General features: G+C 46.7%; 27 protein-coding genes and 1 pseudogene. 12 read left to right on the top strand and 16 right to left on the bottom strand.

Features of this window, described 5'->3' with window-relative positions; translation table 11 throughout:
• The first annotated feature begins 10 nt into the window (after positions 1–10).
• Entirely contained in the window at positions 11–811 is an 801-nt protein-coding gene (locus tag OSC7112_RS10350; protein WP_015175850.1) for a circadian clock KaiB family protein, read from the top strand.
• Positions 812–1,152: 341 nt separating this feature from the next.
• Here OSC7112_RS10350 and OSC7112_RS10345 read toward each other — a convergent pair whose 3' ends face one another.
• On the bottom strand, positions 1,153–2,793 hold the full coding sequence (locus OSC7112_RS10345) for a thioredoxin-like domain-containing protein (protein ID WP_015175849.1): 1,641 nt from the start codon (positions 2,791–2,793) through the stop codon (positions 1,153–1,155).
• 294 nt (positions 2,794–3,087) lie between these two features.
• Between OSC7112_RS10345 and OSC7112_RS10340 the strand changes: the two genes are divergently transcribed.
• Together OSC7112_RS10340 and OSC7112_RS10335 are read left to right on the top strand one after the other, a co-directional pair.
• Entirely contained in the window at positions 3,088–3,768 is a 681-nt protein-coding gene (locus OSC7112_RS10340) for a hypothetical protein (protein WP_015175848.1), read from the top strand.
• On the top strand, positions 3,768–4,247 hold the full coding sequence (locus OSC7112_RS10335) for a DUF2726 domain-containing protein (RefSeq protein ID WP_015175847.1): 480 nt from the start codon (positions 3,768–3,770) through the stop codon (positions 4,245–4,247). Before OSC7112_RS10340 ends, OSC7112_RS10335 begins: the two co-directional genes overlap by 1 nt.
• Before the next feature lie 150 nt (positions 4,248–4,397).
• On the opposite strand, the gene arsM is transcribed toward OSC7112_RS10335, so the two are convergent.
• The 3 genes from arsM to OSC7112_RS39570 all read right to left on the bottom strand — a co-directional run bounded on the left by arsM (position 4,398) and on the right by OSC7112_RS39570 (position 7,252).
• A complete protein-coding gene (arsM, locus tag OSC7112_RS10330; RefSeq protein ID WP_015175846.1) occupies positions 4,398–5,366 on the bottom strand; it encodes an arsenosugar biosynthesis arsenite methyltransferase ArsM in 969 nt (322 codons plus the stop codon).
• Between the two features lie 83 nt (positions 5,367–5,449).
• Positions 5,450–7,081 (bottom strand): hypothetical protein, encoded by a 1,632-nt coding sequence (locus OSC7112_RS10325; protein WP_015175845.1) that lies wholly within the window; start codon positions 7,079–7,081, stop codon positions 5,450–5,452.
• Positions 7,082–7,105: 24 nt separating this feature from the next.
• Positions 7,106–7,252 carry a hypothetical protein gene (locus tag OSC7112_RS39570; protein ID WP_190274361.1) on the bottom strand — a complete coding sequence of 49 codons (147 nt, stop codon included), beginning with the start codon at positions 7,250–7,252 and terminating at the stop codon, positions 7,106–7,108.
• A gap of 471 nt (positions 7,253–7,723) precedes the next feature.
• Between OSC7112_RS39570 and psaA the strand changes: the two genes are divergently transcribed.
• From psaA to OSC7112_RS40905, 6 genes are all read left to right on the top strand, one after another.
• On the top strand, positions 7,724–10,018 hold the full coding sequence (gene psaA / locus OSC7112_RS10320; RefSeq protein WP_015175844.1) for a photosystem I core protein PsaA: 2,295 nt from the start codon (positions 7,724–7,726) through the stop codon (positions 10,016–10,018).
• A 110-nt stretch (positions 10,019–10,128) separates the two neighbouring features.
• Positions 10,129–12,354, top strand: a complete 2,226-nt coding sequence (gene psaB / locus OSC7112_RS10315) for a photosystem I core protein PsaB (protein WP_015175843.1) — start codon at positions 10,129–10,131, stop codon at positions 12,352–12,354.
• 105 nt (positions 12,355–12,459) lie between these two features.
• On the top strand, positions 12,460–12,792 hold the full coding sequence (locus OSC7112_RS10310) for a hypothetical protein (RefSeq protein ID WP_015175842.1): 333 nt from the start codon (positions 12,460–12,462) through the stop codon (positions 12,790–12,792).
• On the top strand, positions 12,789–12,998 hold the full coding sequence (locus OSC7112_RS10305; protein WP_015175841.1) for a hypothetical protein: 210 nt from the start codon (positions 12,789–12,791) through the stop codon (positions 12,996–12,998). Before OSC7112_RS10310 ends, OSC7112_RS10305 begins: the two co-directional genes overlap by 4 nt.
• Positions 12,999–13,244: 246 nt before the next feature.
• On the top strand, positions 13,245–13,961 hold the full coding sequence (locus OSC7112_RS10300) for a DUF1877 family protein (RefSeq protein ID WP_015175840.1): 717 nt from the start codon (positions 13,245–13,247) through the stop codon (positions 13,959–13,961).
• Positions 13,962–14,330: 369 nt separating this feature from the next.
• Positions 14,331–14,672: a hypothetical protein gene (locus tag OSC7112_RS40905; RefSeq protein ID WP_015175839.1), complete on the top strand. Its 342-nt coding sequence runs from the start codon at positions 14,331–14,333 to the stop codon at positions 14,670–14,672.
• 171 nt (positions 14,673–14,843) lie between these two features.
• On the opposite strand, the gene OSC7112_RS10290 is transcribed toward OSC7112_RS40905, so the two are convergent.
• Complete coding sequence (locus OSC7112_RS10290) at positions 14,844–16,535, bottom strand: IS1634 family transposase (protein ID WP_150111640.1); 1,692 nt, start codon at positions 16,533–16,535, stop codon at positions 14,844–14,846.
• A gap of 242 nt (positions 16,536–16,777) precedes the next feature.
• On the opposite strand from OSC7112_RS10290, the gene OSC7112_RS10285 reads away from it, so the two are divergent.
• A complete protein-coding gene (locus OSC7112_RS10285; RefSeq protein WP_015175838.1) occupies positions 16,778–17,125 on the top strand; it encodes a group I truncated hemoglobin in 348 nt (115 codons plus the stop codon).
• A gap of 1 nt (position 17,126) precedes the next feature.
• Complete coding sequence (locus OSC7112_RS10280) at positions 17,127–17,468, top strand: hypothetical protein (RefSeq protein ID WP_015175837.1); 342 nt, start codon at positions 17,127–17,129, stop codon at positions 17,466–17,468.
• 109 nt (positions 17,469–17,577) lie between these two features.
• Here the strand turns inward: OSC7112_RS10280 and OSC7112_RS10275 are convergent, their stop codons facing one another.
• From OSC7112_RS10275 to OSC7112_RS10250, 6 genes and pseudogenes are all read right to left on the bottom strand, one after another.
• On the bottom strand, positions 17,578–17,772 hold the full coding sequence (locus OSC7112_RS10275) for a hypothetical protein (protein ID WP_015175836.1): 195 nt from the start codon (positions 17,770–17,772) through the stop codon (positions 17,578–17,580).
• 224 nt (positions 17,773–17,996) lie between these two features.
• Complete coding sequence (locus OSC7112_RS10270; RefSeq protein ID WP_006631308.1) at positions 17,997–18,209, bottom strand: helix-turn-helix domain-containing protein; 213 nt, start codon at positions 18,207–18,209, stop codon at positions 17,997–17,999.
• Between the two features lie 86 nt (positions 18,210–18,295).
• The gene (locus tag OSC7112_RS10265; protein ID WP_015175835.1) at positions 18,296–18,508 is read right to left on the bottom strand and encodes a helix-turn-helix domain-containing protein; all 213 of its coding nucleotides are present in this window, start codon (positions 18,506–18,508) and stop codon (positions 18,296–18,298) included.
• A gap of 215 nt (positions 18,509–18,723) precedes the next feature.
• Positions 18,724–18,846, bottom strand: a pseudogene (locus tag OSC7112_RS10260) (helix-turn-helix domain-containing protein); the annotation flags it as partial.
• A 15-nt stretch (positions 18,847–18,861) separates the two neighbouring features.
• Positions 18,862–20,073 carry an RNA-guided endonuclease InsQ/TnpB family protein gene (locus tag OSC7112_RS10255; RefSeq protein ID WP_015175834.1) on the bottom strand — a complete coding sequence of 404 codons (1,212 nt, stop codon included), beginning with the start codon at positions 20,071–20,073 and terminating at the stop codon, positions 18,862–18,864.
• 355 nt (positions 20,074–20,428) lie between these two features.
• A complete protein-coding gene (locus OSC7112_RS10250; protein WP_015175833.1) occupies positions 20,429–20,647 on the bottom strand; it encodes a helix-turn-helix domain-containing protein in 219 nt (72 codons plus the stop codon).
• Positions 20,648–20,778: 131 nt separating this feature from the next.
• On the opposite strand from OSC7112_RS10250, the gene OSC7112_RS10245 reads away from it, so the two are divergent.
• On the top strand, positions 20,779–21,249 hold the full coding sequence (locus OSC7112_RS10245; RefSeq protein ID WP_015175832.1) for a hypothetical protein: 471 nt from the start codon (positions 20,779–20,781) through the stop codon (positions 21,247–21,249).
• A gap of 41 nt (positions 21,250–21,290) precedes the next feature.
• Here the strand turns inward: OSC7112_RS10245 and OSC7112_RS10240 are convergent, their stop codons facing one another.
• The 5 genes from OSC7112_RS10240 to OSC7112_RS10220 form a co-directional block, all read right to left on the bottom strand.
• Positions 21,291–21,497, bottom strand: coding sequence for a hypothetical protein (locus tag OSC7112_RS10240; protein ID WP_015175831.1), 207 nt, complete (start codon positions 21,495–21,497; stop codon positions 21,291–21,293).
• Positions 21,498–21,753: 256 nt separating this feature from the next.
• Entirely contained in the window at positions 21,754–23,076 is a 1,323-nt protein-coding gene (locus OSC7112_RS10235) for a CO2 hydration protein CupA (protein ID WP_015175830.1), read from the bottom strand.
• A 102-nt stretch (positions 23,077–23,178) separates the two neighbouring features.
• Positions 23,179–23,565, bottom strand: coding sequence for a hypothetical protein (locus OSC7112_RS10230; RefSeq protein WP_015175829.1), 387 nt, complete (start codon positions 23,563–23,565; stop codon positions 23,179–23,181).
• 194 nt (positions 23,566–23,759) lie between these two features.
• Entirely contained in the window at positions 23,760–25,274 is a 1,515-nt protein-coding gene (locus tag OSC7112_RS10225; RefSeq protein ID WP_015175828.1) for an NADH-quinone oxidoreductase subunit M, read from the bottom strand.
• A 104-nt stretch (positions 25,275–25,378) separates the two neighbouring features.
• Positions 25,379–26,098, bottom strand: a complete 720-nt coding sequence (locus tag OSC7112_RS10220; protein WP_015175827.1) for a carbonic anhydrase — start codon at positions 26,096–26,098, stop codon at positions 25,379–25,381.
• Position 26,099: the final 1 nt, after the last annotated feature.

The raw sequence follows: 26,099 nt of genomic DNA, 5'->3' as shown, positions 1-26,099 counted from the left end.
GTGTACTGAATTGAAAGTCGATCGCCCGATTTTGCCAGAAATTTTCAAAGGCATTGCGCTGTTTACGCCAGGGGGAGACTTAATCTATTGCATAGATCCCCGCAAGCAAACTCGGTGGCATTTGCAGTTGTGCGTAGCTCTACAGGAGATCCTCGGTTTGTCGGAACCCCCGCATTTTCTGATACCTTGCTACACGGCAACCGTTGACTGCTGGCTCGATCCAGGCGATCGGCAGGTGCGGCTTGCTGCCGAGGCTTACCCCCCCGTGCTGCGACATCAAACGCTGCTGAACGCCATTTTTGGGACGGGCGACTTAGTGTGGCATCCCCGGAGCGAAGAAATGTGCGAACCGATGGCGATTGCTACTTATCACGAACAATTCCCCGAACTTTGGGAAAATCACGACTTAGTTGTACAGTATGCCAGTCCCGAAGCTCGATCGGACTGGAGCAGTTCGATATTACCTCCCTTGGGCTTTCCGCAATCGCAGCAGACTCGGCTTCCCAAACCAACAGCACTAACCCCGCCGCCACAAACTCAAGGCTACGTTTTGCGTCTGTTTGTTTCCGGCAGCAACCCCAGCACCGAACGCACCCTCGAAACTTTACACCAGTTCTTAGAGAAATGCCTCGATCGTCCCTACACTTTAAAAGTAATTGATGTTTTGAAACATCCAGACCAAGCTGAGGCAGATCAGATTTCAGCAACTCCTACTTTGATCAAAATCTGGCCGAAACCCGTGCGGCGAATTGTCGGCGAATTGAATGATGATGAAAAAATAGTGCGGTTGCTGAGCTATTCGGAATTTTAGATGGGGGCGAGGATTTTTGCCATTATTTAATACGGGCGATCGCGGTTTTAGTAGCGATGGAATTAACAACATTTAGTAATTCAGTCCGGGACGCAAAAAGTGGTTTGAAGTTCTACTTATATCGGTCAGGTGTTCTTGGGCCGTACACGTAAATATAGAAGTTCTCCATCCAGGAGGGAATTGCGGGTGAGGCACTGCACTCACCGCGAATAATAATTAGGGTAACTTACTTGGCTTGAAAATTGTGGTAAGGTGCGCCCAAGAGCACCCTACCTTCCCGCAATTAATCTGGCAATCAGTAGAATTGATAACCCTGGCTAATGGGAAAAAGGTCGATCGGCTCAATCAGGAAGACAAACCTCCGGAGGGCACAAACTGGGGAAATTCAAAGTTGTGACTTCCAGCGTATCCAACTCAACTCGCCGAATTACATGATTGTTCGTATCAGCAACAAACAAATGAGGCCCGATCGCACTCAACCCTGAAGGTTCAAAAAATCGAGCCTTGAGACCTTTAGCATCAACCAAACCCGCTGTACCGTCTCCAATCATTGTTCTGCACGTACCGCCCCGGTGGTCGATCCGCTTAATTTTATGATTGTAAGTATCAGCCACCCAGAGGTAATTTTGAGCGTATTCAACACCCAAACAGTGCTGCAACCTTACCTGATCGGCGCGACCATCTTTATCCCCAAAACCAAACAATTCACCGCTACCGCAGACAGTCCGCACCTTCGGGTCTTCATCAATACCAACAGCGCGAATCGAACTAATTTCGCTGTCGGCAACAAACAACTCCGATCGATCCGTAGCCAGCCCGCTGGGCTGAGAAAAAGCAGATTCTGCAAGATTCCCGTCCACACAGGATTCTCGACCAATACCCGCATAAGTGCCGATCGTACCAGTGTCTAACTGCATTTCCCAAATTTGGTGGGAACCCGCCATTGCAATAAAAAGTCTATTTCCAACTCTTTCTAAATCCCAAGGCGAATTCAATTGCGTTTCTAAACCCTTGCCGCTGCGGGGTGAAATTTCGTGACTTTGTTCGCCGGTACCAGCAACAGTTTCCACCCGTTGAGTCGTAAAATCAATCTTTCTGAGAGCATGATTTTCCGTATCAGCCACATATAGAATTTGACTTTCTGCATCAAAAGCCATACCTTGAGGTGCAAAAAACTCAGCCTCTTCAAAGTCCCCATCAGTTAAACCCGGTTTGCCGCTACCGATGACGTGCAGCACCTCACCTTCGAGGGTGCTGACAACAATCCTATTGTGGCCAGAATCGGCAATAAACAAGCAAGAACCGACTAAGTTTTGTATGACTGAATTAGCAGGCCCGGGCAATACAGTTTCATCTACAAATTCATTTTCCTGACTCATTTCGCCCAAAAGCGCGACCTGTTGGTGAAGATGTTTTGCCTCCGTTGCAGCGATCGCAAATGCCAGCACTTTACCGGGAAAAGCCAGCGGTGTTGATACAGGTTTGCGCTGTTTTTCTAAGCTAAAACTGAGTTGTTTAAACTTGAGTGCATTTTTATCTTTGTATTCAGCAATTAACTTGCCAACTAACTCGTCAAGTGCTTCTCTATTGCCTTCGCCGGAAACAAAGCCAACGACATAACTTTCAGGATCGATCACCATTAAAGTCGGCCAAGCGCGAACCGCGTAGCTTTGCCAAACTTTCATGCCGCTGTCAACAATTACAGGATGTTCGATATCGTAGCGCAGGATAGCTTGGCGGATGTTTTCTACTTCTTTTTCGTTTTCAAATTTAGCCGAGTGAACGCCGATAACCGTGAGGGAATCTTTATATTTTTGTTCGAGGTATTTTAAGTCGGGCAGGACGTGCAAGCAGTTGATGCAGCAGTACGTCCAGAAGTCGAGGAGGACGACGCGCCCTTTTAAGGATTCAATGGATAAAGGTTTTTCGGTATTCAGCCAGGGGTAGTTTCCGGGGAATTCTGGTGCTCTGACGCGGGGCATGGCATCTCCTGGGTAGGATGTGAATGATTTTTTTACTTCTTTAATTTAGCGGGAAGTTTAGCGGCATGGGGAAAAAGCGGGTTAAACAATGGCTTGTGGTACAGGTCGGAGTGCCTGTACCACAAGAGGGGGCGAGGGGTGCGATCGGGTCTCACTGTCCTTGTTGCGTATAAATACTCAAATAATCCCTCGGTAAGTAACATCTAAAAATCTTAGCCAAGATGCTTGACATCTCTGGCTGGCCAGTTTAAGCTATGTCTATTAATCTTAGCCAAGGTTTTTAGGAAGCAGCCCATGTCTAAAATTATCTACGATATTATTCAGCGTTTTGAGGTAGAAGACGGCGTACCCCGCCTGATTTCAACCAATATTCAAGTGATTGAAGGTGGCGAAGATTTAATGTCTTCGGCTGCAACTTTACTCAAGCAAATGGGCTTCTATGACAAGTTTGAGGAAAAGCGAACATCTCAATATATAGGGTACAGACTTAAAAATCCCGGGAAAGGAGATAAGCGTTATCAACTTGTTTTAGCTCAGCGGAAAGAGGATTTGTGTATTTGTGTACCTCAAAAAATTTTAGAAAAACACATCTTAGAAATAAACTTCTATAACTTTGTGGGTAACTACAGTGATATCGATTATGAAATGATAGTTGTGTGTCGTTTGTGGGTTTTACCTAGTCAAAAAGAAAAATTTTTAAACACCATCAAATATAGAAATGAATTAAGCCACATGATTTCTACCAATAAAGTAGCAGGAAATACAGGTTTAAAACATCCCTATAAAAGTAGCGAATACATTCAATATCTCGCCGATTTTAGCATAGATACTGCTAATTTAGCCGACAATAAAACTTATGTCTTGTTAAGTAGCGATAAACTGTTTCCTTATACATGGCAAGCATCTATAAATTGTCCCGAAGTTCTTAAAGAATTCATCAGTTACTTTGGTAAAGTCATAATGGAGCAAAACTAATGTCTGTAAAAGCCAAAAGACTTGTCAACCCTTACGAAGAAAGAATGCTCGAATTTCTTCATACCTGTGTAGACAACAACTATAAAATTCATACACAGGTTAGCTTGTCCCAAATTTGCGAACAAGTCAGCAACCTTGACTGGGAACTCAAAAAGTTTTTATTTAGCCCCAGTGCTGTGGATGCTCTAATCACAGACTTGAACTACAATCCTTGCCTAGTAGTAGAGTTTCAGTCTCAATACCACGATAGCCCAGAAGCGAGAGAGCGCGATCGCAAAAAAGCCACTTTACTTGAGTTTGCCAAAGTTCCCTTAATTTACTCGCGGGTAAAAGACTGTGGTTTATTATATCTCTCCTCTCAAAATGAGGAAGTAGTTTACAATTTATACACAGGACTAAACAGGGAAAAGGCCCAAGCGCTAATCAGACAGTATTCCAAGGAATCAGCCGCGCCTCAAGTTCAGCTTATAGGTTGGTAACATACCTTATGAGAATTTTGATTCTGCTCAAATCTACCGGGCGATTGGAAATCGCGACTACACACACAAAACCCGCCTGCGCGCGTTCTCAAGAGTCGGCGCAGGCGGACTTCGTTTGTGTAGGCGCAGTTTAAACCGCCGTTTTTTCTCCTAACAGCAACCGCCGCCGTTATAATGCCAAGTCGAATCAGTAATCAACACCCGATCCGGCATTAATCCCCCCAACTTCCCAGCAGTTTTATCGCACACCGCCGCCGGCACGCCCCGCTGCAAAACGTGACCCGCCCCGTCATCAAACAGCTCTTCAGACCCCGTATAAATCGCCGTCTTGCCAGTGAAAATGCAAGCTCCGTCATCCGGTACATCCACTTTGAAAGACACCGAATCCAGGCTTTCTAACAGCAAATCTGCATCCAATTGATAATTGTGTTTGTCCAGCAATCGGTAAGGACGGCGCGCCCGCACTTCGACTTGCCCAAAACCTACGTCTACAAGGTGTTGAACGTATTCTGCGTATGTCAGAGCACCGGACAAACACAGCGCCCGCAAGCGTTCGTCTTGCTTCAAATGTTGGGGAACTGGCCGAGTTGCGATCGGATCGCTCATCAACAATCTGCCACCCGGTTTTAACACCCGATAAGTCTCTTTTAATGCTTTAGCTAAATCCGCTGGTTCAAAGATATTAAACAAGCAGTTTTGGGCGACAACATCTACAGAAGCATCCGGCACCGGCAACGCAAAAGCATCGCCTTCACAAATTTCTACAAAACTCGCATCAAACCAATCATTTTCGTGGGCGGCAATTTGCAAGTTTCGTGCAGCCGCCTCTCGCATTGCTGGAACCGGATCGACGGCAATAATCGCTCCTTCGTGTCTAGAAAAATATGCAAATTGTAGTGCTTCCAAGCCGCCGCCGACGCCTACATAAAGCACGAAGGGATTGCCGACGAGTTCGGCGGCGTGAACGGTTGTGCCGCAGCCGTAATTCATTTCTTGCATTTGTTGGGGAATTTTTAATCCTGGCAATTGCAAGGGACTGCTTTGGACGCAGCAAAGTCCGAGTTGGGGTGTTTCGGCAACATCGCTGTAGAATTTGGCTGCTGTTTCGAGGTAGGTCATTTTTTAGTGTCCTAATTTTTGATTTTTGACCGCAGATGGAGCACGGGCGTCCCGCCCGTGCCACGAAGCCCAGAAGGTTTTTGTTAGGTGGCAAATTCGACTTTTTGTTCGGATTTGGGCTGATTTTCTGGTTCGGAAACTGTTGTTTCGGGAGGGGCTAATTCGCTGGTTGGTTGGCTAGGAGTTTCAGTGGCAACTGGTGGCGTTGGCGGTACAAGATTGGGAGACGGTTCTGCTGGGTTCGCGGGAGCGATTACTTTTGGTACTGGAGCTTTTTCTGTTATTTCTGGCAGGGTTGGTGACTCTGAAGGATTAGCAGGTTCGGCAACTTGACGCAAAAAGTTGCGGAACCGATTGTAGTATCCTTTATATTCCTGTTTTTTTGCTTCAGGAGATGCTGTTGGGGTCGGTTCTATTATTTTAACGGGTGCAACAACTTTCGGGGTTTCTAACTGTGGAGTTGCTGTCGGTGTGGGTTCTATTACTTGAACGGGTTCTACAATTTTCGGCGCTTCGAGTTGGGGGGTTGCTGTCGGTGTCGGTTCTACTGCTTGAACGGGTTCTACAATTTTCGGCGCTTCGAGTTGGGGGGTTGCTGTCGGTGTCGGTTCTATTACTTGTGTGGGAGCAACTTCGGGAGCAACTGTTGGCTCTAAGCTGGGTAGGGTAACAGGGGTTTCTGGAACCGCTGGTGAGGGTGGGACAACTGGTGTTTTTTCTAATGCAGGTGTCGGTGTCGGTTCGGGGGTTGGGGTTGGTGTCGGTTCGGGGGCTTGGTAGGTGCGATCGACTATACCGCGAGTTTCTGCTACTGTTAGTTCGCCCCGCACTAATTTTGAAAGAGTGTCTTGGCCGAGCGGTTGGAAATTTATCAGTCTGACTGTATTATTAAAGGCGTTTTTGACGATATTTCCCCGTTCGTCAATTAATTCTAGCTGTACCCAGTTTTTCCCTGGTTTGAATCCTTTAAGATATATAGGTTGCCACTGGTCGATCGCAAAGCTTTCGCCGTTCACTGTGGCTCGAATTTTCCAATCGAGTATTTCATCTTGGGAATTTTCTTGCGCCACTTCGTGCGGGGGGGCATTTGTCAAGTAAAAGTCGAGCAGGATGGGTTGTGCCCCGTAGCTGCCTTGGGGGCTGTTGTACGTTAATAGGGGCAATGTTCGATCGGGATTATTGTCGTCTGTTTTAGTAAAAACGTGAAAGGTGGTTTGAGCCGCGGCACCTTCGTTTTTAAAGCTTTCTTCCCAAGGGCGAGCGGCGAACACCCGCAGGGTATGGGTTCCGGGTTCTAAGTCGGAGAGCGTTAAAGGTTGGTTGATGTCGTAAACTGCTGCATAAGGTTGGTTGTCTAATAAAACTTGCAGATGGGGGCCCAAACCCAAGTTTGCATCTTTGAAAATGGGCAAGTCCTTCACTTGGAACTGAACAGACACATTTATATCCTGAAGCACTTCGTCAGGTTTTGGATTCAAAATACTAACTTGAGGCTGGTAGATTTCTAGAGCCTGACGCAGTTTTTGAATGGCTTCTGGGGGAGAAACCTCTGAGATTCTGTTTACTGGGGCGGTAGCTGAGCCGTTCTTGTTCCCTGGTTTGGGCAATTCGGGATGGCCCGCGCCACAACTTGCTAAACCCAAAATTAATATTGCTGCTGCGAACAATGCCAGCAGCCTGCCCGCAACCGTTCTGTGCCAATTGATCCCTATCACGCAACCATACTCCTAGAAGCGTTGTCATAGGGAACTATAGCCCAAAAATGAATTGAGTATTGGGGAATTGCTGCTGGGGAATTCCAAAGCCGTGTAGGAACCCGGATTGAGCCAGCAGCAGGCAACCCATCCTCTCGCACTCTTAATTCCAGCAGCCTTTTTCCAAAACATATATCTACAAATGAGTATTCCTAAATTACTTTATCTTTGAGTTTTGTAAAGTTAATGGCAGTACCCCTTGACTTTTTCGAGGGACTGTGGAATTTAAAGGCGTTATTACATCAAGAATTGAGCCTTTTTTAAGTATTGTTAACAAGCGATTAATACTCCTCTAGCAAGCTTATAATTCATAAAACTCCCTCAAAAGGAGCAGCCGTATCAAGTCTGAATCAAGGGGCGATCGGCGGCTCATCTGGCGAGAAGAGTTGGCAGTACCCAGTCACATTGTTAGCGACACTGGGAAACTGGCTTCTTCAAAGAAGCAAAATGCTTGGGGAGACGATGCACCTGCGTCTAACTCTGCAAAGAGTAAAGTGTATTGCAGTGTCGGCTTTTTCGAGAATCCCCCGCCTAATCAAGCGCGGGGAGTGTCCGGTACAGTATTCAGTTCTCGTTCCTTGTCTTACCGAGAGGAGAGTCTTCATGACCATTAGTCCTCCAGAGCGAGAGGTAAAAGCTAGGGTAGTAGTCGATAAGAATCCGGTTCCAACTTCTTTCGAGAAGTGGTCAAAACCCGGTCATTTCGATCGCACTCTAGCTAAGGGACCAAAAACCACCACTTGGATTTGGAACCTCCACGCTAACGCTCACGACTTTGACAGTCATACAAGTGACTTAGAAGACGTTTCGCGCAAAATCTTTAGCGCTCACTTCGGCCACTTGGCAGTAATCTTCGTATGGTTGAGCGGCGCATATTTCCACGGCGCTAAATTTTCCAATTACGAAGCTTGGCTGACAAATCCTACAGCCATCAAGCCCAGCGCTCAAGTGGTCTGGCCGATTTTTGGTCAAGAAATTTTAAATGCAGATGTAGGCGGCGGCTTTCACGGGATTCAGATCACCTCTGGTCTATTCCAACTGTGGCGCGCCAACGGCATCACTAACTCATACCAGCTATATTGCACTGCGATCGGCGCCCTGGTAATGGCAGCTTTGATGCTGTTTGCCGGTTGGTTCCACTATCACGTCCGCGCTCCGAAACTGGAATGGTTCCAGAACGTGGAATCGATGATGAACCACCACTTGGCAGGTTTGCTGGGCTGCGGTTGCTTGGGCTACGCCGGACAGCAGATCCACGTTTCGCTGCCGATCAACGCTTGCATGGACGCGATCGATGCAGGCGCACCTCTGACAGTAGGCGGCAAGCTGATCAAAACAGTTGCCGATATCCCGCTGCCACACGAGTGGATTTTGACACCGAGCTTGATGGCAGACATCTACCCAAGCTTCGCTAAAGGTCTAACGCCCTTCTTCACCCTCAACTGGGGCGCTTATGCCGACTTCCTGACATTCAAAGGCGGTCTGAACCCCACCACAGGCGGTTTGTGGCTGACAGATACAGCGCACCACCACTTAGCGTTGGCAGTGCTGTTCATCGTCGCCGGTCACTTCTACCGCACTAACTGGGGCATCGGCCACAGCTTTAAAGAAGTTCTGGAAGCTCACAAAGGCCCCTTCACAGGCGAAGGCCACAAGGGGATGTACGAAATCTTCACGCAGTCTTGGCACTGCCAACTGTCGTGGAACTTGGCCTGGATGGGCTCTCTGAGCATCATCGTGGCTCACCACATGTACTCGATGCCTCCGTATCCGTACATCGCGACCGACTATCCGACTCAGCTATCGCTGTTCACCCACCACATGTGGATTGGCGGATTCCTGATCGTCGGTGCAGCCGCTCACGCAGCAATCTTTATGGTGCGGGACTACGATCCGGCGCAGCACGTTAATAACTTGCTCGACCGCGTACTCCGTCACAGAGATGCAATCATCTCTCACCTAAACTGGGTTTGTATATTCTTGGGCTTCCACAGCTTCGGTTTGTACGTTCACAACGACACGATGCGGGCTTTCGGTCGTCCTCAAGATTTGTTCTCGGATACCGGGATTCAGTTGCGTCCGATATTTGCCCAGTGGGTGCAAAACATCCACGCCTTGGCTCCTGGCACAACAGCGCCTAACGCTACGGAAATCGTCAGCCACGCTTTTGGCGGCGGTGCAGTAGCAGTCGCCGGCAAAGTAGCAATGATGCCGATCGAGTTGGGTACGGCGGATTTCATGATCCACCACATCCACGCTTTCACCATTCACGTTACAGTCCTGATTCTCTTGAAGGGCGTGTTGTTTGCACGCAGTTCTCGCTTGATTCCTGACAAAGGCAACTTGGGCTTCCGGTTCCCTTGCGACGGCCCCGGCCGTGGCGGCACCTGCCAAGTTTCGGGTTGGGATCACGTGTTCCTAGGCTTGTTCTGGATGTACAACAGTATCTCGATCGTGATTTTCCACTTTAGCTGGAAAATGCAGTCGGACGTGTGGGGAACAGTATCGCCAGACGGCACGATTTCTCACATCACTGGCGGCAACTTCGCACAAAGTGCGATCACGATTAACGGCTGGCTGCGGGACTTCCTTTGGGCGCAAGCTTCTCAGGTGATTCAGTCCTACGGTTCGGCACTGTCGGCCTACGGTCTGATGTTCCTAGCCGGACACTTCGTCTTCGCCTTCAGCTTGATGTTCCTGTTCAGCGGCCGCGGCTACTGGCAAGAACTTATTGAGTCGATTGTTTGGGCTCACAACAAGCTCAAGGTAGCTCCGTCGATTCAGCCTCGCGCTCTGAGCATTACTCAGGGTCGGGCTGTGGGTGTAGCTCACTACCTCCTAGGAGGAATTGTCACTACGTGGGCATTTTTCCTAGCGCGAATCATTTCGGTAGGGTAAACTACCCCTAGGTTTTGGATTATCGATTTGGGAGGAATCTCAAATCGAGAATCCAAACTCGGAACCGAATCCCTTCAACTTTGTTCAGGATTCAGGATTAATCAAGGCTTATGGCAACGAAATTTCCAAAATTTAGCCAAGACCTTGCCCAAGACCCGACCACACGGCGGATCTGGTACGGGATTGCCACAGCACACGACTTTGAAAGCCACGATGGCATGACCGAAGAAAATCTTTACCAAAAGATTTTTGCTTCTCACTTCGGCCACCTAGCAATCATTTTCTTGTGGACTTCGGGCAGCCTGTTCCACGTAGCATGGCAAGGTAACTTTGAACAGTGGATTAAAGACCCCCTAAACGTCCGCCCGATCGCTCACGCGATTTGGGACCCGCAATTCGGCGCTCCTGCTGTAGAAGCTTTCACTCAAGGGGGCGCTTCTAACCCGGTGGATATCTCTTACTCCGGTGTCTACCATTGGTGGTTCACCCAAGGGATTCGGACAAACGCCGACCTGTATCAAGGAGCTATCTTCTTGCTACTACTGGCGGCTGTCTTCCTGTTCGCAGGTTGGTTGCACCTCCAGCCCAAGTACCGCCCCAGCTTGTCTTGGTTCAAAAATGCTGAATCTCGCCTCAACCACCACTTGGCTGGTTTGTTCGGTGTCAGCTCTTTGGCTTGGACTGGTCACATGGTTCACGTTGCTATCCCCGAATCTCGCGGACAGCACGTAGGTTGGGACAACTTCTTGTCTACGCCGCCTCACCCGGCCGGTTTGGCTCCTTTCTTCACTGGTAACTGGGGCGTATACGCCGAGAATCCAGATGCAGCGAGCCATGTCTTCGGTACTTCCGAAGGCGCTGGAACCGCAATTCTGACTTTCTTGGGTGGCTTCCACCCTCAAACAGAATCCCTGTGGCTGACAGACATCGCTCACCACCACTTGGCGATCGCAGTTCTGTTTATCGTTGCCGGTCATATGTACCGGACTAACTTCGGTATCGGTCACAGCATCAAAGAAATGTGCGATGCTAAAGACTTCTTTGGCAAGAAGGTTGAAGGCCCCTTCAATATGCCTCACCAAGGCATTTACGAGACCTACAACAACTCGCTGCACTTCCAATTGGGCTGGCACCTCGCCGCTTTGGGCGTAATCACCTCCCTGGTAGCGCAGCATATGTACGCGATGCCTCCCTACGCTTTCATAGCGCAGGATCACACAACGATGGCTGCGTTGTACACGCACCACCAGTACATCGCTGGATTCATCATGGTCGGCGCTTTCGCCCACGGAGCTATCTTCTTGGTGCGGGACTACGATCCTGAAGCAAATAAAGGCAACGTGCTAGATCGCGTGTTGCAGCACAAAGAAGCGATTATCTCTCACTTGAGCTGGGTGTCGCTGTTCTTGGGCTTCCACACTCTCGGCTTGTACGTTCACAATGACGTTGTAGTCGCTTTCGGAACTCCTGAAAAGCAAATCTTGATTGAACCAGTGTTCGCACAGTTCATCCAAGCTGCTCACGGGAAGGCTCTCTACGGCATGGACGTGCTGTTGTCGAACCCTGACAGCATTGCTTCTACCGCTTGGCCGAACTACGGTAACGTATGGCTCCCAGGCTGGTTGGACGCGATTAACAGCGGTACTAACTCTCTGTTCTTGGCGATCGGACCTGGCGATTTCTTGGTTCACCACGCGATCGCACTAGGCTTGCACACCACCACCTTGATCTTGGTCAAGGGCGCTCTGGATGCACGCGGTTCTAAGCTGATGCCGGACAAAAAAGACTTCGGTTATGCTTTCCCTTGCGACGGCCCCGGCCGTGGCGGTACTTGCGACATCTCTGCTTGGGACGCGATGTACCTGTCTGTCTTCTGGATGCTGAACACCCTAGCTTGGGTAACGTTCTACTGGCACTGGAAGCACCTGGGCATCTGGCAAGGTAACGTGGCTCAGTTCAATGAGTCTTCTACCTACCTGATGGGCTGGTTCCGCGATTACCTCTGGCTGTATTCTTCTCAGTTGATCAACGGTTACAACCCGTATGGTACTAACAACTTGTCAGTCTGGGCTTGGATGTTCTTATTCGGACACCTTGTTTGGGCAACTGGTTTCATGTTCCTGATCTCTTGGAGAGGTTACTGGCAAGAGTTGATCGAGACTTTGGTTTGGGCTCACGAGCGCACTCCTTTGGCTAACTTGGTTCGCTGGAAAGACAAGCCTGTTGCTTTGTCGATCGTCCAAGGTCGTTTGGTTGGCTTAGTTCACTTCTCGGTGGGCAACGTCCTCACTTACGCGGCCTTTGTAATTGCCTCGACGGCTGGGAAATTCGGGTAACTCTGAACTCTGGTTTCTAGGTAATTAAATGAAATCCCCTGCCTTCTGGCGGGGGATTTTTTTGTATTTGGGTTAAGGTAAAAAAGAGGAGAGGCGCAAGTTTTCATGACTAGGTTGCCAGATGAAACTATCGCAAGTGCATTGAATTTACAGCGGAGGCTGTTGGAAGGAATTGATACAGCCAAAGCAGCAGAATCTGCAATTTTTGAGCAATTTGGAGAGACAGATACAACAGCTACAGTTTTAGAACAACTGCAAAACGCTGCTGAACGTCTAAGAGAACCTTACTCTCGTCTGTGTACTGTGTTGCTGCGGATTGCTGAGGCTCAGCCAGCCTCCTCTGCTTTACTGTATCGGAGCATTGAGCAAGGACAAGCTGCGCTTGATGCGTCAGCAGCAAGTGTTCAAGAAGCTAAAAGGGATTGGAACATACTATGAGCCAGCAAAGACAACTTCCAGATCCAGAGAAAGTCAAGAAAACTGTTGCCATGCTTCGGGACAGCAACCGAATGCTTGAAGCTTGGACTCAAACACTAGATGAACTAATTGCGATAGTAGAAGCGGATATTCGCAACAGTCCGATTAATGTTCACCGCCGGGAGAAAGCGAAGCAGTTGGCTGAGTCTGTTAAACAGGAATCATAGGGCGATTGCATTCCCTATCTTTAACATGAGCCTGTAGGTAATTCACAGTGCATGAATACTTGCAATACCAAAAACAATGTATGTTTTATTTCTGGGATTTTGGATTCGGATAAAAGTTTGGCTGTAATGCGCACGGTAATTGGAGTGGCTTGAGATGCTCGCGCTTTATGGAATACAATCCTTGACAGCCACACAACAATTCTGTGGCAGCGGACTCAATCGTATTACCCTTAGCCTCGTCAAAATATGGGAATTACAAGTCAGCTTAAAGAAATATCGTTAGCGACGTTTGAGAGGCTGAAAAAAGAGCCAGCCCTCGTTGAGGCTTTTCTTAGCGCAAAGTGGTTGCCTGAATCCACTTTTTGGGCAACGGCAACCCATTGGCCTGCTGCATCTGCCGAACTGATAAAGCGAAATTGTGAGACAGCATTTTTCAGAATACCTTCCCTGCGAGAACAGTTCGTTTCTGAGTGGGAAACACCAGACCTAGACTTGAACAAAAACTTTCAACAACTTACATTCTTATTAGCTGGATACATCCCAGGCTACATTTTCGATCGAGCAACTATTCCAGAGATCAAAGCAAACACATATCTTATGGCAAAAGCCAAAGGGGAAGATTTTTTCCCTTTTCTGGTAATTGACAATTCGAGATGGGATGGTTTGCCTTTGGTGAATGCTATCGGTGCTGGTGCAGAGATTGGTTACAGTACGGGATCTGGAGCGGTGCGGTATCTTCTGCCCGATGAAATTACACGGATATTGAACGGTTTGGTCGCGCTGGGAGAACAAGGGTTTCAAAGTCGCTATCTTCGAGAAGCCGATCGAGATGAACCGATCTCGTGGATTGATTGGGCAGAAGAAGAAATCTTGGAGTGGTTGACCGACTACTACAATGAAATGTTGAATTACTATCAAAAAGTTTCCGCCGATCGAAATGCTATGTTACTTTACTTGAGCTAGGCTTTTCATCTAACATAATATCGATCGCTTCGATCGAATCTTAGCACTTTGCACCCGATCTTTTAGCTGTGGCGAAAAATGCTTAAGCGCGTCTTGACAACAGGCAACACAATGTGAATGTGAAGTCAATCAGCAAATACTGACTTAATTAAGAAATATCAAGAAATATACCATAAGATAATTAGATGGTAAAGTTATCCAATTGATGTGACGAGCGCTCGCTTTTTACCATCACACGAATAGAAAGACTAAGTTTAATTGGGCTTATACTTCGGCTTCTGGCTTCTTAAGCCTATGTATCTGTAAATGACTTAGTGCTGAAGATTCAATTAACCATGTTACGTTACCATCACAATTGGAGATTTTTCAATGAAACTCAGTAAATCTTTGGCAACGTTGTTGACATTAATTTGTATCACAGTCATAGTTGTGACTACTTTCAGACTAAGCCCTAGTTTCGCTCGTTCTACGCCGGTGATGTCAGCAGAAGTATCAGCAGAGAAAGTAACTACAGACCTGATTGCACAAGTTCCCGGAGGAAATTCTCTCTACACTAGGCTGGGAGGCTACAACCCACATTCCGCACCCTCAACTGGCACACACGCAGTTGGGGTGCTCCGTCCGAGTCTCTCGTCCGAGATAATAATCAAAAATACCCGCGACCTGTTGGGTCACAATCGCATCGACCTGTTGGGGCAAGTTGAAAATTAACTGCTTTCGGGCAAATCCTAGATTCTCGATATCTAACAACACCTTCATCCGTCATAATTAACTATTAATCGACAGCAGATATTTCCAGCAGCCTGATAATTACACATCACTACTGAATCAAATATTTATGAAATTTCTGTCAGTTTTGCTCATCAAACAAACTGCTCGATCTCAGATTAATAAATAATAAGACTTACAGGAGAGCGGCAGCAAGTTCAATATAGCCATTCGCTCGGCTGTTAAATTAGAAATTTGTTGAATCCCTTGTAGGCTCACCAGATGAATTGATTGAAATATCTGGCAAATCCAACGGAGCGTCGGTCGATTAGTTTGTTTGCCCAACTGATTTTTCAATTGGGAATTAGTGCGTTGCAAACTGTGACGCAGTAACCTTTGACCTAAAGTATAGACTAACAAACACAAACCCATTACCAATGCCAAAGCTTCGATTCTTTCCGGCGACTTGAGAAATACACTGTCCGTAAAAAACAGCGGATCTTTCAAGAACCCAAACCCTCTTTCTGCTGACTGCTGTTCTTTGTATTTCACAATCATATCGTCAGGCTCTAATTGCTGAGTTTCCAGCACATTAGTGGCGAGAATAAACCTGCCACAGGCTTTGGTTTCTTTGGCGATCGCACCTGTATCTGGTTCCAGTTTTGCTTGAACTTTAAATCTCTGTTTCGAGCTGGATTTCTCGCGAGCATTTGGATCGTTAGTATTAGTCTTTACTGTAATTTCTTTGCTACTAACTTGGGTGATATTGTAAAATTTTAGTTGTTTGGATAAGCGATGAGCTGCGGCGGCAGCGTCGGCGGCACAAGCAAATTCAATTTTTGAGAGTTCTTGCAGTTTATTCTCAGCTTCAGCCTGGGCTTTTTTGAGTTTTTTTTCGAGTTTTTGTCGGTCTGAATCGCGTCGCAAACTGCTCTCTACTACTAGCCATCTTTGTTCAATTCCACCATAATTACTTTTGTGTTCTGACCAGCTATATCCACTCACAGAACTGGGGGTAAATTCTGCTTCATTTAACTGAGATACCAGTTGCTGCGCTTGCTTGATACTCAACGGTACGCGGGTTAACCATCTTAAATTGGTTAACATTTCTAAGTTAGGAGCTGAATATAATGCACTATCTGCAACCATTAAACTGTCAAGGTTTAACTGTTGTTTAAACTCCTGACAAATTGATGCGAATATGGCTCGATCTGATTCATTTCCCGAACCCACCCGTAAAAATAGCGGTACATCTCCATCGCTACTACAAATTAAATCTAAAATGAATTGTTTTAAGTCGGGTCTGCGATCGCGGGAGTAGCCGTAGGTAATCTTAATTGGCACGGCAGATGACACGGGTTTAGTTGACTCGCTATCTTCGCTATCTTCGCTATCTAGCGCCGTTTCTGGCTCGATAACAGATACAGATGGTAGCTCGGATTCGTATTTGCCATGCAGGTGAAAGGAAGTTGAATCTAAATGGGATGTCTCTGTATCGAGCTCAAATTTTTGAGCTGCTGAAGCGGCAATAGTTGTAAATATTTGGCTGCTGCCTGCTAAATATAGCTTGTCTAATACTCTACCTAAACGGTATTCATTCAGGTGTGATGCTTGAATACCTTCACCCATTAAATGTTCGAGCGCTTTGCCTTCAAAAAATTTGGGAAATAAGTATAATGGAGCGGAAACAAGCCCTAACCCATTGATAATCATTGCTTTGACTGCTAGACCTGGACTGACAATCTCACCCGGTTGTTCCCCTACTAACTCATTGATTTTTTGGACAATTTCTATTTCATCAACTAGACCTGCTATTAAACCAAGATGGTCGAGGTTAGAGACGGCGAGTTCAGTTGCTTGATGCACGGGTTTCATTCGATCGAGCGAATTGTTTGCTACTTGAGTTTAGACTATTTTTATCCTCCGCGTCGCACGGGGGATAATTGGTTTTTGTTGTTAATTTACACGCTCGTACATTTTCCAACTGAATCGATCGCTTGCTCGATCACCTGACACGGCAGGCGAGAGTATTTCTACTCATCTAGAGCCGACTGATCGACTCGGACGGGGCACCCCAACTGCGTGTGTGCCAGTTGAGGGTGCGGAATGTGGGCTACAACGCGATCGCAGCCGTAATTGATGATTCAGCAACTTTCATATTCGCTGACCCAGTAATTGGTAAATACTTTATTGGCTTGAGCACAAACTCACAACAGAGGCTGCGTCAGTTGTTAGTGGATCAATTCTGCCAAGCTGCAGGGGGGCCTTGTGTTTATACAGGGCGGACTATGAAGCTTTCCCATAGTGGAATGGATGGAGGTCTCACGAACAATGAATTTAACGCTTTTGCTAATGATGTGTCCCAAGCTCTCGATAAAAATAGGGTCAATCCACCAGAGAAAGCCGAAGTCCTGGCATTTGTTAATAGTCTCAGAAGCAAGATTGTCGAAAAGTAATATGAAACGCTCCAATCTCCTCCTGCTTTCGGTGGCATTTCTGCTGCTTTCAGGAATGGTAAAGGCCGACGCAGCCCGTGCAAAACCCTCAGAGCAAACCACCGAGATGAAAGTTCCAGTATCCCCAATGCCGAGGCAGTCTTCTGAGCGCTTTTCCATGCCTGCTACTTTTGCTCCACCCAATGCTCAATCCAACGATCCACCTTTGTGTTTTTATCAGCGCTCGGATAGCACCATAGTCGATTTGAGCAAACTGTGTGGGGCTAAGAGTACCGCCATGGGTACAAATACTAGATGGGAGAACGCTCCTGTTGAGGAGAAGAAGACCCCAATTTATTGGTAGAAAAATGAGAATTTGTTTCAGTAGACGAATTCCCTAGGAGCGCCCTTGCCTGACTTCACCCGAAGTACGCGCCTGCGTAGCTATACCGTAGGGAATCGCCCTCAACCCTTCAAATCTCGCCATTCACCTGCATCTGATGCACCTTGTCAGCCAATTCTTGCAAGCGCTTTTCGTCCAACTCCTCAATCGCCAGCATCCCGACATAGATGATTTCCTTCAGCGTTAGTCGGGTTGCTAGCGCCTTTTTCTGCACGAGTTCCTTGATGATGGGGCTAACCCCAATGGCGGTACTGGCTCTAGTCATCCAATTTTAGATTTTAGATTTTAGATTTTAGATTAATCCCACAGATGAATCCGAGGCCCCGAACCAAATTGCTTGATTGTCACAAAGGTAACGGGAGATTAACAACTTCGATTAAATCTTAGCACCTTTAAGCTGAGCTTTTAGCTGCGATGCAAAATGCTTAAGCGCGTCTTGACAAAACGCAACAAAAAACTTTATAGTGGAAACGTGGAAAGGCCGATCGCCTACTCCTCAATAATCTCCACCAAGTCCTCAATCATCACATCAAACGCCCGCGCTAACTTGTACAGGGCGGTAAAGTCAACCATTGATATTTCTGAACGACGAGCATAGCTGGTTATGGTGCTGTAGATCACGCCCGATCGCTCAGCCACCTCCTTGAATGTCCAGCCCCTCTCGGCCGCTAACTCTCGCACTTTAACTCTGACTAAACCCATGCTTGACAAATAATGCAGTTGCGTTTTAAGATAATTGCATCGGAAAAAGCGATCGCCCCCAGTCTAGACAACTAAAGGTCGATCGGCTATTCCTCCAAAACCTCAACCAAATCCTCAATCATCACATCAAAAGTCCGAGCTAATTTCAGCAGCAAAGTAAAGTCAACCGTTGTCAGCCCTGGACAGCGGGCATAATGCTTGACAGTGTTGTACATTACCCCAGAACGTTCTGAAACTTCCTTGAATGTCCAACCTTTCTCGGCGGCTAGTTCTCTGACTTTAATTCTTACTAAACCCATGTTTGACAATGGGTGCTATAACACCTTAGAATAAATTCATCTAAAAAGCCGATCGCCCCCCGGGCTGGAAAACTAAAGGGCGATCGTCTATTAAACCTAATCAGGACAGATAATCTCAGTCCTGCACATCTACACCAAAAAGATGTACACACCTACAATCAAGAGATGCGTCTATTATGATATCAGAAACTACGGCAAAATCGAGGACGATCGACCTATTCCTCCAAAACCTCAACCAAATCCTCAATCATCACATCAAAAGTGCGAGCTAATTTCCGCAGGCAAGTAAAGTCAACCATTGCCATTTCAGGACGACGAGCATAGCTTCTGACAGTGCTTTGACACTCTCCTGGCTAAAGCCGAGGAGATTCTTGATTCGCAGAATCAACTTGCCGGTGCAGAATTACTTCAACATCGGTAGCGGTCAATTCTCCACAAGCGTTCGGATCTAAGATCCAAGTTCCGACGTGCCCCGCCGTACTCAATCCCCGACTCAGGATATTTTTAGCTGCGTTCCAGTCACGATCTAATACGCATCCACACCGACAAGCGTGGGTTCGCGTTGAGAGACTTTTCTTAACAATTGTTCCGCAACTAGAGCATTCTTGACTTGTTCCGTTAGCTGGTACGGCAATCGTAATTCTTCCGAATACTTTGCCAAAATATTCCAGCCAAATTCGGAACATATACCAAGAAGCGTCGTTAATCGATTTTGCCAGACAGTGATTCTTCACCATATTTTTGATCCTCAAGTCTTCGTAGACTACGCAGTCGTTAGACTGGATGACGCATCTTGCCAACTTCACGGCAAAATCTTTACGCTGTCTGCTTATTTTGAGGTGGCGCTTCCCTAGAATCGCTCTAGCTTTTTTTCTGTTTTGTGAACCCTTGACTCGTTTTGAAACTCGTTTTTGGGATTTCTTCAACCTGCGTTCTCCCTTGCGGAGGAAACGCGGGTTATCAACTGCAACGCCATTTGAGTCAGTGTAAAACTCTTTAAGTCCTACATCTAACCCGATGGTGTTACCCGTGATTTCAATCTTTTCAGAACGGTCAACTTGAATGCAAAACTGGACATAATATCCGTCTGCCCGTCTCACCAAACGTACTCGTTTGATTTGACTGCGCTGAGAGAAATGTAAGTCGCGCGTTCCTTTTAACTTGAGCTTTCCGATTCCTTGCTTGTCGGTAAAAGTAATGGATTTTCTGTCGTCTGCCAGACGCCAGCCCGTAGTCTTGTACTCGACGGAGCGGTTGTGTTTCTGGAATTGCGGGAATCCTTTTTTTCCTGGGACTTTCTTTTTACAGTTGTCGTAAAATCGTGAAATCGCCGACCACGCTCTTTCTGAGCTAGATTGTCGAGCCATGCTGTTCAATTCGTCGCAAAACGGAAATTCCTTAGCTAAAACAGCGCTATACTTGTTCAATGCGTATTTATCAACTTTTTCGTTTTCCATCCAAAACCGCAGTGCTTTGTTTCGGATGAACTGCACCGTTCTAATTGCTTCGTCTACAGCGTCAAATTGCTGCTTTTTACCCGATGCTTTCAACTCAAAAACTAACATGACTTCGACCTCATCACGATAGTCTTATGCTACCAGAGTCGGCTTAATATTCCTCTAGTTGTTCACAAAGATTTACATGGTTTTACTTGACAGCGCCATCCTGAGAGCTCAGAAAATAGACTGGGAGGCTAAAGCCTCCTTGTCCCTTTCATCACCGGACTAAAGTCGCGGGGTTTTCAGGGTATTATTTATAAATTACCCCTGAACGATCGGATACTTCCTTAAGCGTCCAGCCCTTCTCCGTCGCTAGTTCCAGAATTTTTAGCCTGACTAAACCCATGCTTGAGAGTTGATGCAATTCTTAGGTTGACTCACCATGATATCTGAAAATCAGTCAATATCGTGGCCGACCGACCTACTCCTCTAAAATCTCCACCAAATCCTCAATCATAATATCGAAAATGCGAGCCAGCCTGTGCAAGTAGGTAAAATTAACGGTTGTCATACCTTGACATTGGGCGTAGTTTCTAATGGTGCTGTAACCAACACCCGATCGATCTGAAACTTCCTTAAGTGTCCAGCCGTTCTGGTCTGCAAACTCCCGAATCCGCAACCTCACCAAGCCTTTGCTCATACTTACTTGACAAATGACAATCTGCTGTCGTTTAATATTAGATGTCTGAAAAAGCGATCGCCTCACGTCTGGACAACTAAGGGCGATCGCCTTCAAAAATTAAATAGACAGTTACTAGCTGTCTACCAGCCATGATAGCATCATCCCAGCTAAAATCAAGCACCCTCACCTGCTCAAAAATTCTCCACAAATCTCCAATCCTGCATCCGCTGGCGAGATTCGTTAACGAAGAAACAGTTGCACTCTTGTTCAATATCTCAGCAGACGAGATTTACCGCATAGAATGCTGTCGCTACATGGTTTACGTACACGCCAAAGGCATTAGTCGGTTTGTCAGCTACGCCGATTTTCCCCCTATTTTACAAGTAAAGCCGATCGCACTTCAAGATTTTGGCAGATGGTACAAACGCTGGAAAAGCAAGCTAGCACCAGCATTTTGGACTAAATTCTACACGTACAAGTTCAAAAAAGCTGTTTCAGTTGACAGCTTGCTGGAGTGGGGGCAACTCGTAGCTACTGTTAAATCGGTCATTTCTGGGGCGGCGCTGCAACAGCTACGAGATGTCTACGCCCTAGAAAAAGATTTGATGGAAAAATTTTAAAGTGCGATCGACTTAATCCTAGTTGAACTTTCAATTAAATTTTAAAACACTTCATCCTCGATTCCCAGCCACCATTCCCCCAGATTCATTAAATCTTTGTGAATGTCGGTAAGTTCTGTCATATACTCTTCAGCAGAAATGTCCGATCGCCTTTCTTGCAATTTTTTCAGCCGCAGTTGCACCAACAGCCAAGGTTTGGATATCCCGTCCTTTGCTTCGATATATTTGGCTAGATCTTTGCTGTCCATAGTTATTGGTTATTTTTTAGATCGGAATGATTAAACCGCAGAGAACGCAGAGAACGCAGAGGAAGAGAAGAGAGAGAGAGATGAATAATTACGATCCGAATTAATCTAATATTATACTACTTTTGAAACTGATTAAACAGCTCTCATTTTTTCCAGTCGCTTGAAACCGACTTGAGCTTTGAGCCAGGGGTTTCAACCCCTGGCGGACTAACGGACTGGCGGACTTTTCAGGTAAGATGTCTACCGCCAACATCTTTTACCTGTAATCCGAAGTCTGAATATTCTTGAGCTTCGCCGCATATTTCATGCCGTATTCCGGGCGACAGAAGCGATCGAGCTGAGCCTCAAAGAAAGCCCGATTTGCCTTCAAATGCTTCGGATTCGGGTCGTCTAAAGGATACAAAAGAGCAGTCCGCAAAGCTTGAATTACCGCCGAAGTTACGCAGTACATCGATCGCTGAAATGTCACGCCAATTTGATTGAGGATATCATCTTCGCCCCGACAGCGCTGTTTGTAGAAATCCATCAAATAAGGTGGCAGGAAATGCAGCATATCTTGTGCTAGCAAAGTCGGCGGAATCCCCGCCGTACCTACAGGGAATTTGTCTGCATAAAGCACTCCGTAGTGGAAGTCTTTTTGATCCTCAGGAACTTCCTTAGCTTGAGCGTTGTAAGATTTGGTGCCTCGGAAAGGTGAAGTGCGGTAAAATACAGCTTCCACGTAAGGTAACGCTGCTTCGTAAAGCCAAGTAAAACCCTTAGATTTGGGGATGATTTCGTACTTCTCGCCGTCGATGTAAACGTGGTGGTAAATCGGACGACCGGCGATCGCAAATATGCCATTTACTATGAAATCCATCGCCTGCGGGACTGTGGTAACTTTCCCTTCGTCGTACAAGTCGGAAACCTCAAAAAACACCGGCGCCATGACTTCCCAGAATAAACCGAGATTGCTGTAATAAGACATTTGGCGGCACTGTTCTAAAAACATTTCTGGAAATGCTTTGTGCAGTGCCAGCATGAACGGGTCTTTTTTGAAGTAAGCTTTAATTGCCCGATCGGCATTAGCCTTATATTCGTCACTGTCCAAATAAGGATCGAATTGATTGGTCGGCACGTACAAGCCCCGGTGCCAAAGCATTGACCTCATGCACTCTTCGGCAAATTCCATGTTAATGCGATCGTGCCACAAATGGTGCAGAAATCGAGGGAGTTTACCAGTTTCTCCCTTTTCCATGAACTCCAAAAGTTCCGGGTGAACACTTCCCGTCCCGCGCCAGATCCGCAAATCTGCACCGTCGCCTGCATAGTGATTTTGCAAGTCTAAATACTCCTGGGGCAAAAAGTATTTAAAGAAGGGAAGCGGGTGTAAAAATACCCGTTCGGCGATGTAAAGCAAATCCCGCCAGTAGAAATCCATCGGCACCGCGTAAGCTTTCCAGATAGCTATGATTTGCATCAGATTTTCCGGCGTATCTGGAATCATCGCACCGCCAGCTTCTAGCCTGTGAATTACTTCGGCAAATTCGTGTTTGGAAGGAGGTAGTTTAGTTGCCGATCTCGTAGGAGTTTGTACCATTGTTTGTTCTTTTTTTTTGAATTAATTTGCCTATTTATCAATTCCCGAATAAGCTTTTCCCAAATCTCAGGCTTTTCGGAAAGATAGCGCTGCTTTTTACAGTTATTTTCCCTCTTTTCCAGCCCAAGGCGGCGGGCCTTGTGGAGATCGGATGTTGATAATTGAGCCGTTCGACAGAGTAATCGAAAAAGCATCAAATTCGCCGTCATCCATCTCGCCAACAACGGTAATTGTTTCCCCTTCTGATAGATTAATATTGCGCCACCTGCGCGGGCCGGCATCGACTCTAACTTGACCGCTGCCATCATTTAAAATCCACTCATTTTCATCAGATTCTCCAAAACCGACTACTCGGCCAGAGATAGTAATTCCTGTTTTCAACGCTGGCAAATCACGAATTCGAGTTATAGCTTGTGCAAAAGCAGAAGTTGCCACTACTAAAAGAAGGGTTGTAACTGCGGATACACTGAAAAGTTTTTTCGGTTTCATGAGCGCTCATCTCCTGGTATTTATCTGGAGGCTCTGCGTCCAAAATATTTCATGAAAATTGGATACAGAGCCTAGTAACGAGTAGATATTTGTGAGTCCGCACAGGCGGAAGCAAGGGAAGTGCAGAACCTATTTTAATCGCTGAGCTATCTTAGTCTCGCGTTGCGCGGAAGAAAGTTTGTGTAGACGCGATTTCAAGATCCGAGTTTTCCAAGTATAGCTATTTTAGCAACTTGGGTATTTCTGTCAGCCGGCAGAGTAGCAACGATCGCATTTGTAGTAGATTCGCTCCATTTTAGCAGCCAAGCAGGTTGAATTCCCAACACAAATATGACGCCCGCCAAAACCAGCGCCGGCATATTTTCAGCAAAGGTAACTGGAGGGTAGTAAGCCGTGGCATTGTCCAACTTCCCAAAACAGGTGCGGTTGAGCAGAATCACAAAGTAAACTGCTGTTAAACCCGAAGCTAAAATGCAGACTAAAGTTGGAATTGGAAAGATTGAAAAACTGCCTTGAAACACTAAAAATTCGGCAATAAAACCAACCAAACCGGGAATTCCGGCGCTTGCCATGCCGCCCAAAACTAACAGGGAACTGGCAGTGGGTAAACCCCGCATCGGGTTCATCAAACCGTTGAGTACGTCCAAATCCCGCGTGCCAACTTTGGTTTCGATGATGCCTACCAAATAAAACAGCAAAGCTAAAATCAAGCCGTGGCTTACCATTTGCCCGACAGCGCCGATTAATGCCAGCTTCGTACCCGCAGCGCAGGCAACGAGGATGTAGCCCATATGCCCGATCGAACTATAGGCTACCATGCGCTTGATGTCTTTTTGGGCGATCGCGCTCAAAGCACCGTACATCACGCTCACAGTCCCGATAATCGCCAAACCCGGAGCTACAATTGACCAAGTTTCGGGAAACAACTGCAAGCAGAACCGCACTAAACCGTAAGTTCCCAACTTCGCCAAAATCCCTCCCAGCAGAATTGCTGTTGCTGGCGAAGCTTCGACGTAAGCATCCGGCAGCCAAGTGTGGAGCGGCACTAAAGGAATTTTAATTCCCAACCCAATTAGTACAATTGTTAGCAGGATCAATTGCGTGTTCAAGGGCAATTCTTGAGTGGTAATCGCAGTGTAATCGAAATTTAAAGACCCACTCAGCCAAGCAACACCCAAAAATCCCGCTAAAACTAAAAGTCCCGAAACTGCCGTGTAAATCAAAAACTTCATGGCAGCGTATTCCCGCTGCTTTCCGCCCCAAATCGCAATCAACAGGTAAAAAGGAATTAATTCTACTTCGTAAAACAGTACAAACAGCAGCAAATTTTGAGACATCAAAGCTCCGGCAATACCAGCATTGATTAGCAAAATCAAAGCGTAGTAAAGCTGGGGGCGCTCCATCTTTTCGCCAGTGCCGTAAATAACTAATAGCGTCAGCAAAGCACTTAAAACCAGCAGCGGCAAGGACAAGCCGTCTATGCCCAAATTGTAGCTCAAACCTAATTGTGGAATCCAAGGCAAATATTCTTGAAATTGCAGTCCCGAATTGGCTGTATCGAATTGAGTCAGCAGCCAGATATTCAACAGGAAAATAGCAGAAGCAAAAGCCGAGGCTATTGAACGCAGACGCATCCCATTGATATTTCCGGGCAGGAATCCGACTACCGCAGCGCCCAACGCGGGCAACCAGAGCAAGGCACTAAGCATAATGTGTGAAGTGAATAGTGAACAATTAATTTTGCAGTCTCTTGTCTTCGATAATTTGAGAGTTTAGATGTTAAGTTTTCCCAAATTATCAATCCCAAATTGCATCACGACTCAGGAATAATAGTGACGGTTCCCGTGTCTAAATCGTAGTATCCACCAACAACTTTCAGTTTATTCTCTTGAATTAACTTAGAGATAACTGGAGAGGCTTTCAGCCTGCTAGCTTGCAACATAACATTCGCTTTTACGGCATTTTCTAGACTATCGCCAGGTTGGTTTTTCGAGCTTTCTACAGCCGGCTTAATGGCGTCGATCAAACTGCCAATTTGACCGGGAACTTGAGCTCCTTTGATTGTTGCGTCTACCGCACCGCACCTTTCATGCCCTACTACCACAAGCACTTTTGCTCCCAGTACCAGCGTGCCAAATTCCAGGCTGCCCATTTCTTCTGAGGTAACAACATTTCCGGCCACCCGACAGACAAATAAATCTCCCAATCCTTGATCGAAGATAATCTCGGAAGGAAAGCGGGAATCTGCACAGCCGAGAATAGCAGCAAAGGGTTTTTGAGTTTGGGCAACTTCGGTGAGGCGCCCAAAGTCTTGGTGGGGATTTTGGCGTTTGCTCTCAACAAACCGTTTGTTCCCGTCCATTAACTGTTTCAGAGCTGCATCGGGAGTCAAGTCATTTTGAGCAATTGCCGGTTCGGGTGCTGCCAAATCAGCGCCTGCTCCTGCCGCGAGTATCCCTGTACCAATGGCTCCTGCGACAAATTTGAGGGAATTGCGCCGGGAAAGATTGAATGGTCTGTGGTTTGAGTTCATT

It is taken from the genome of Oscillatoria nigro-viridis PCC 7112 (assembly GCF_000317475.1).
Lineage (GTDB): Bacteria > Cyanobacteriota > Cyanobacteriia > Cyanobacteriales > Microcoleaceae > Microcoleus > Microcoleus nigroviridis.
This window is presented reverse-complemented; position numbering and strand designations above follow the sequence as displayed.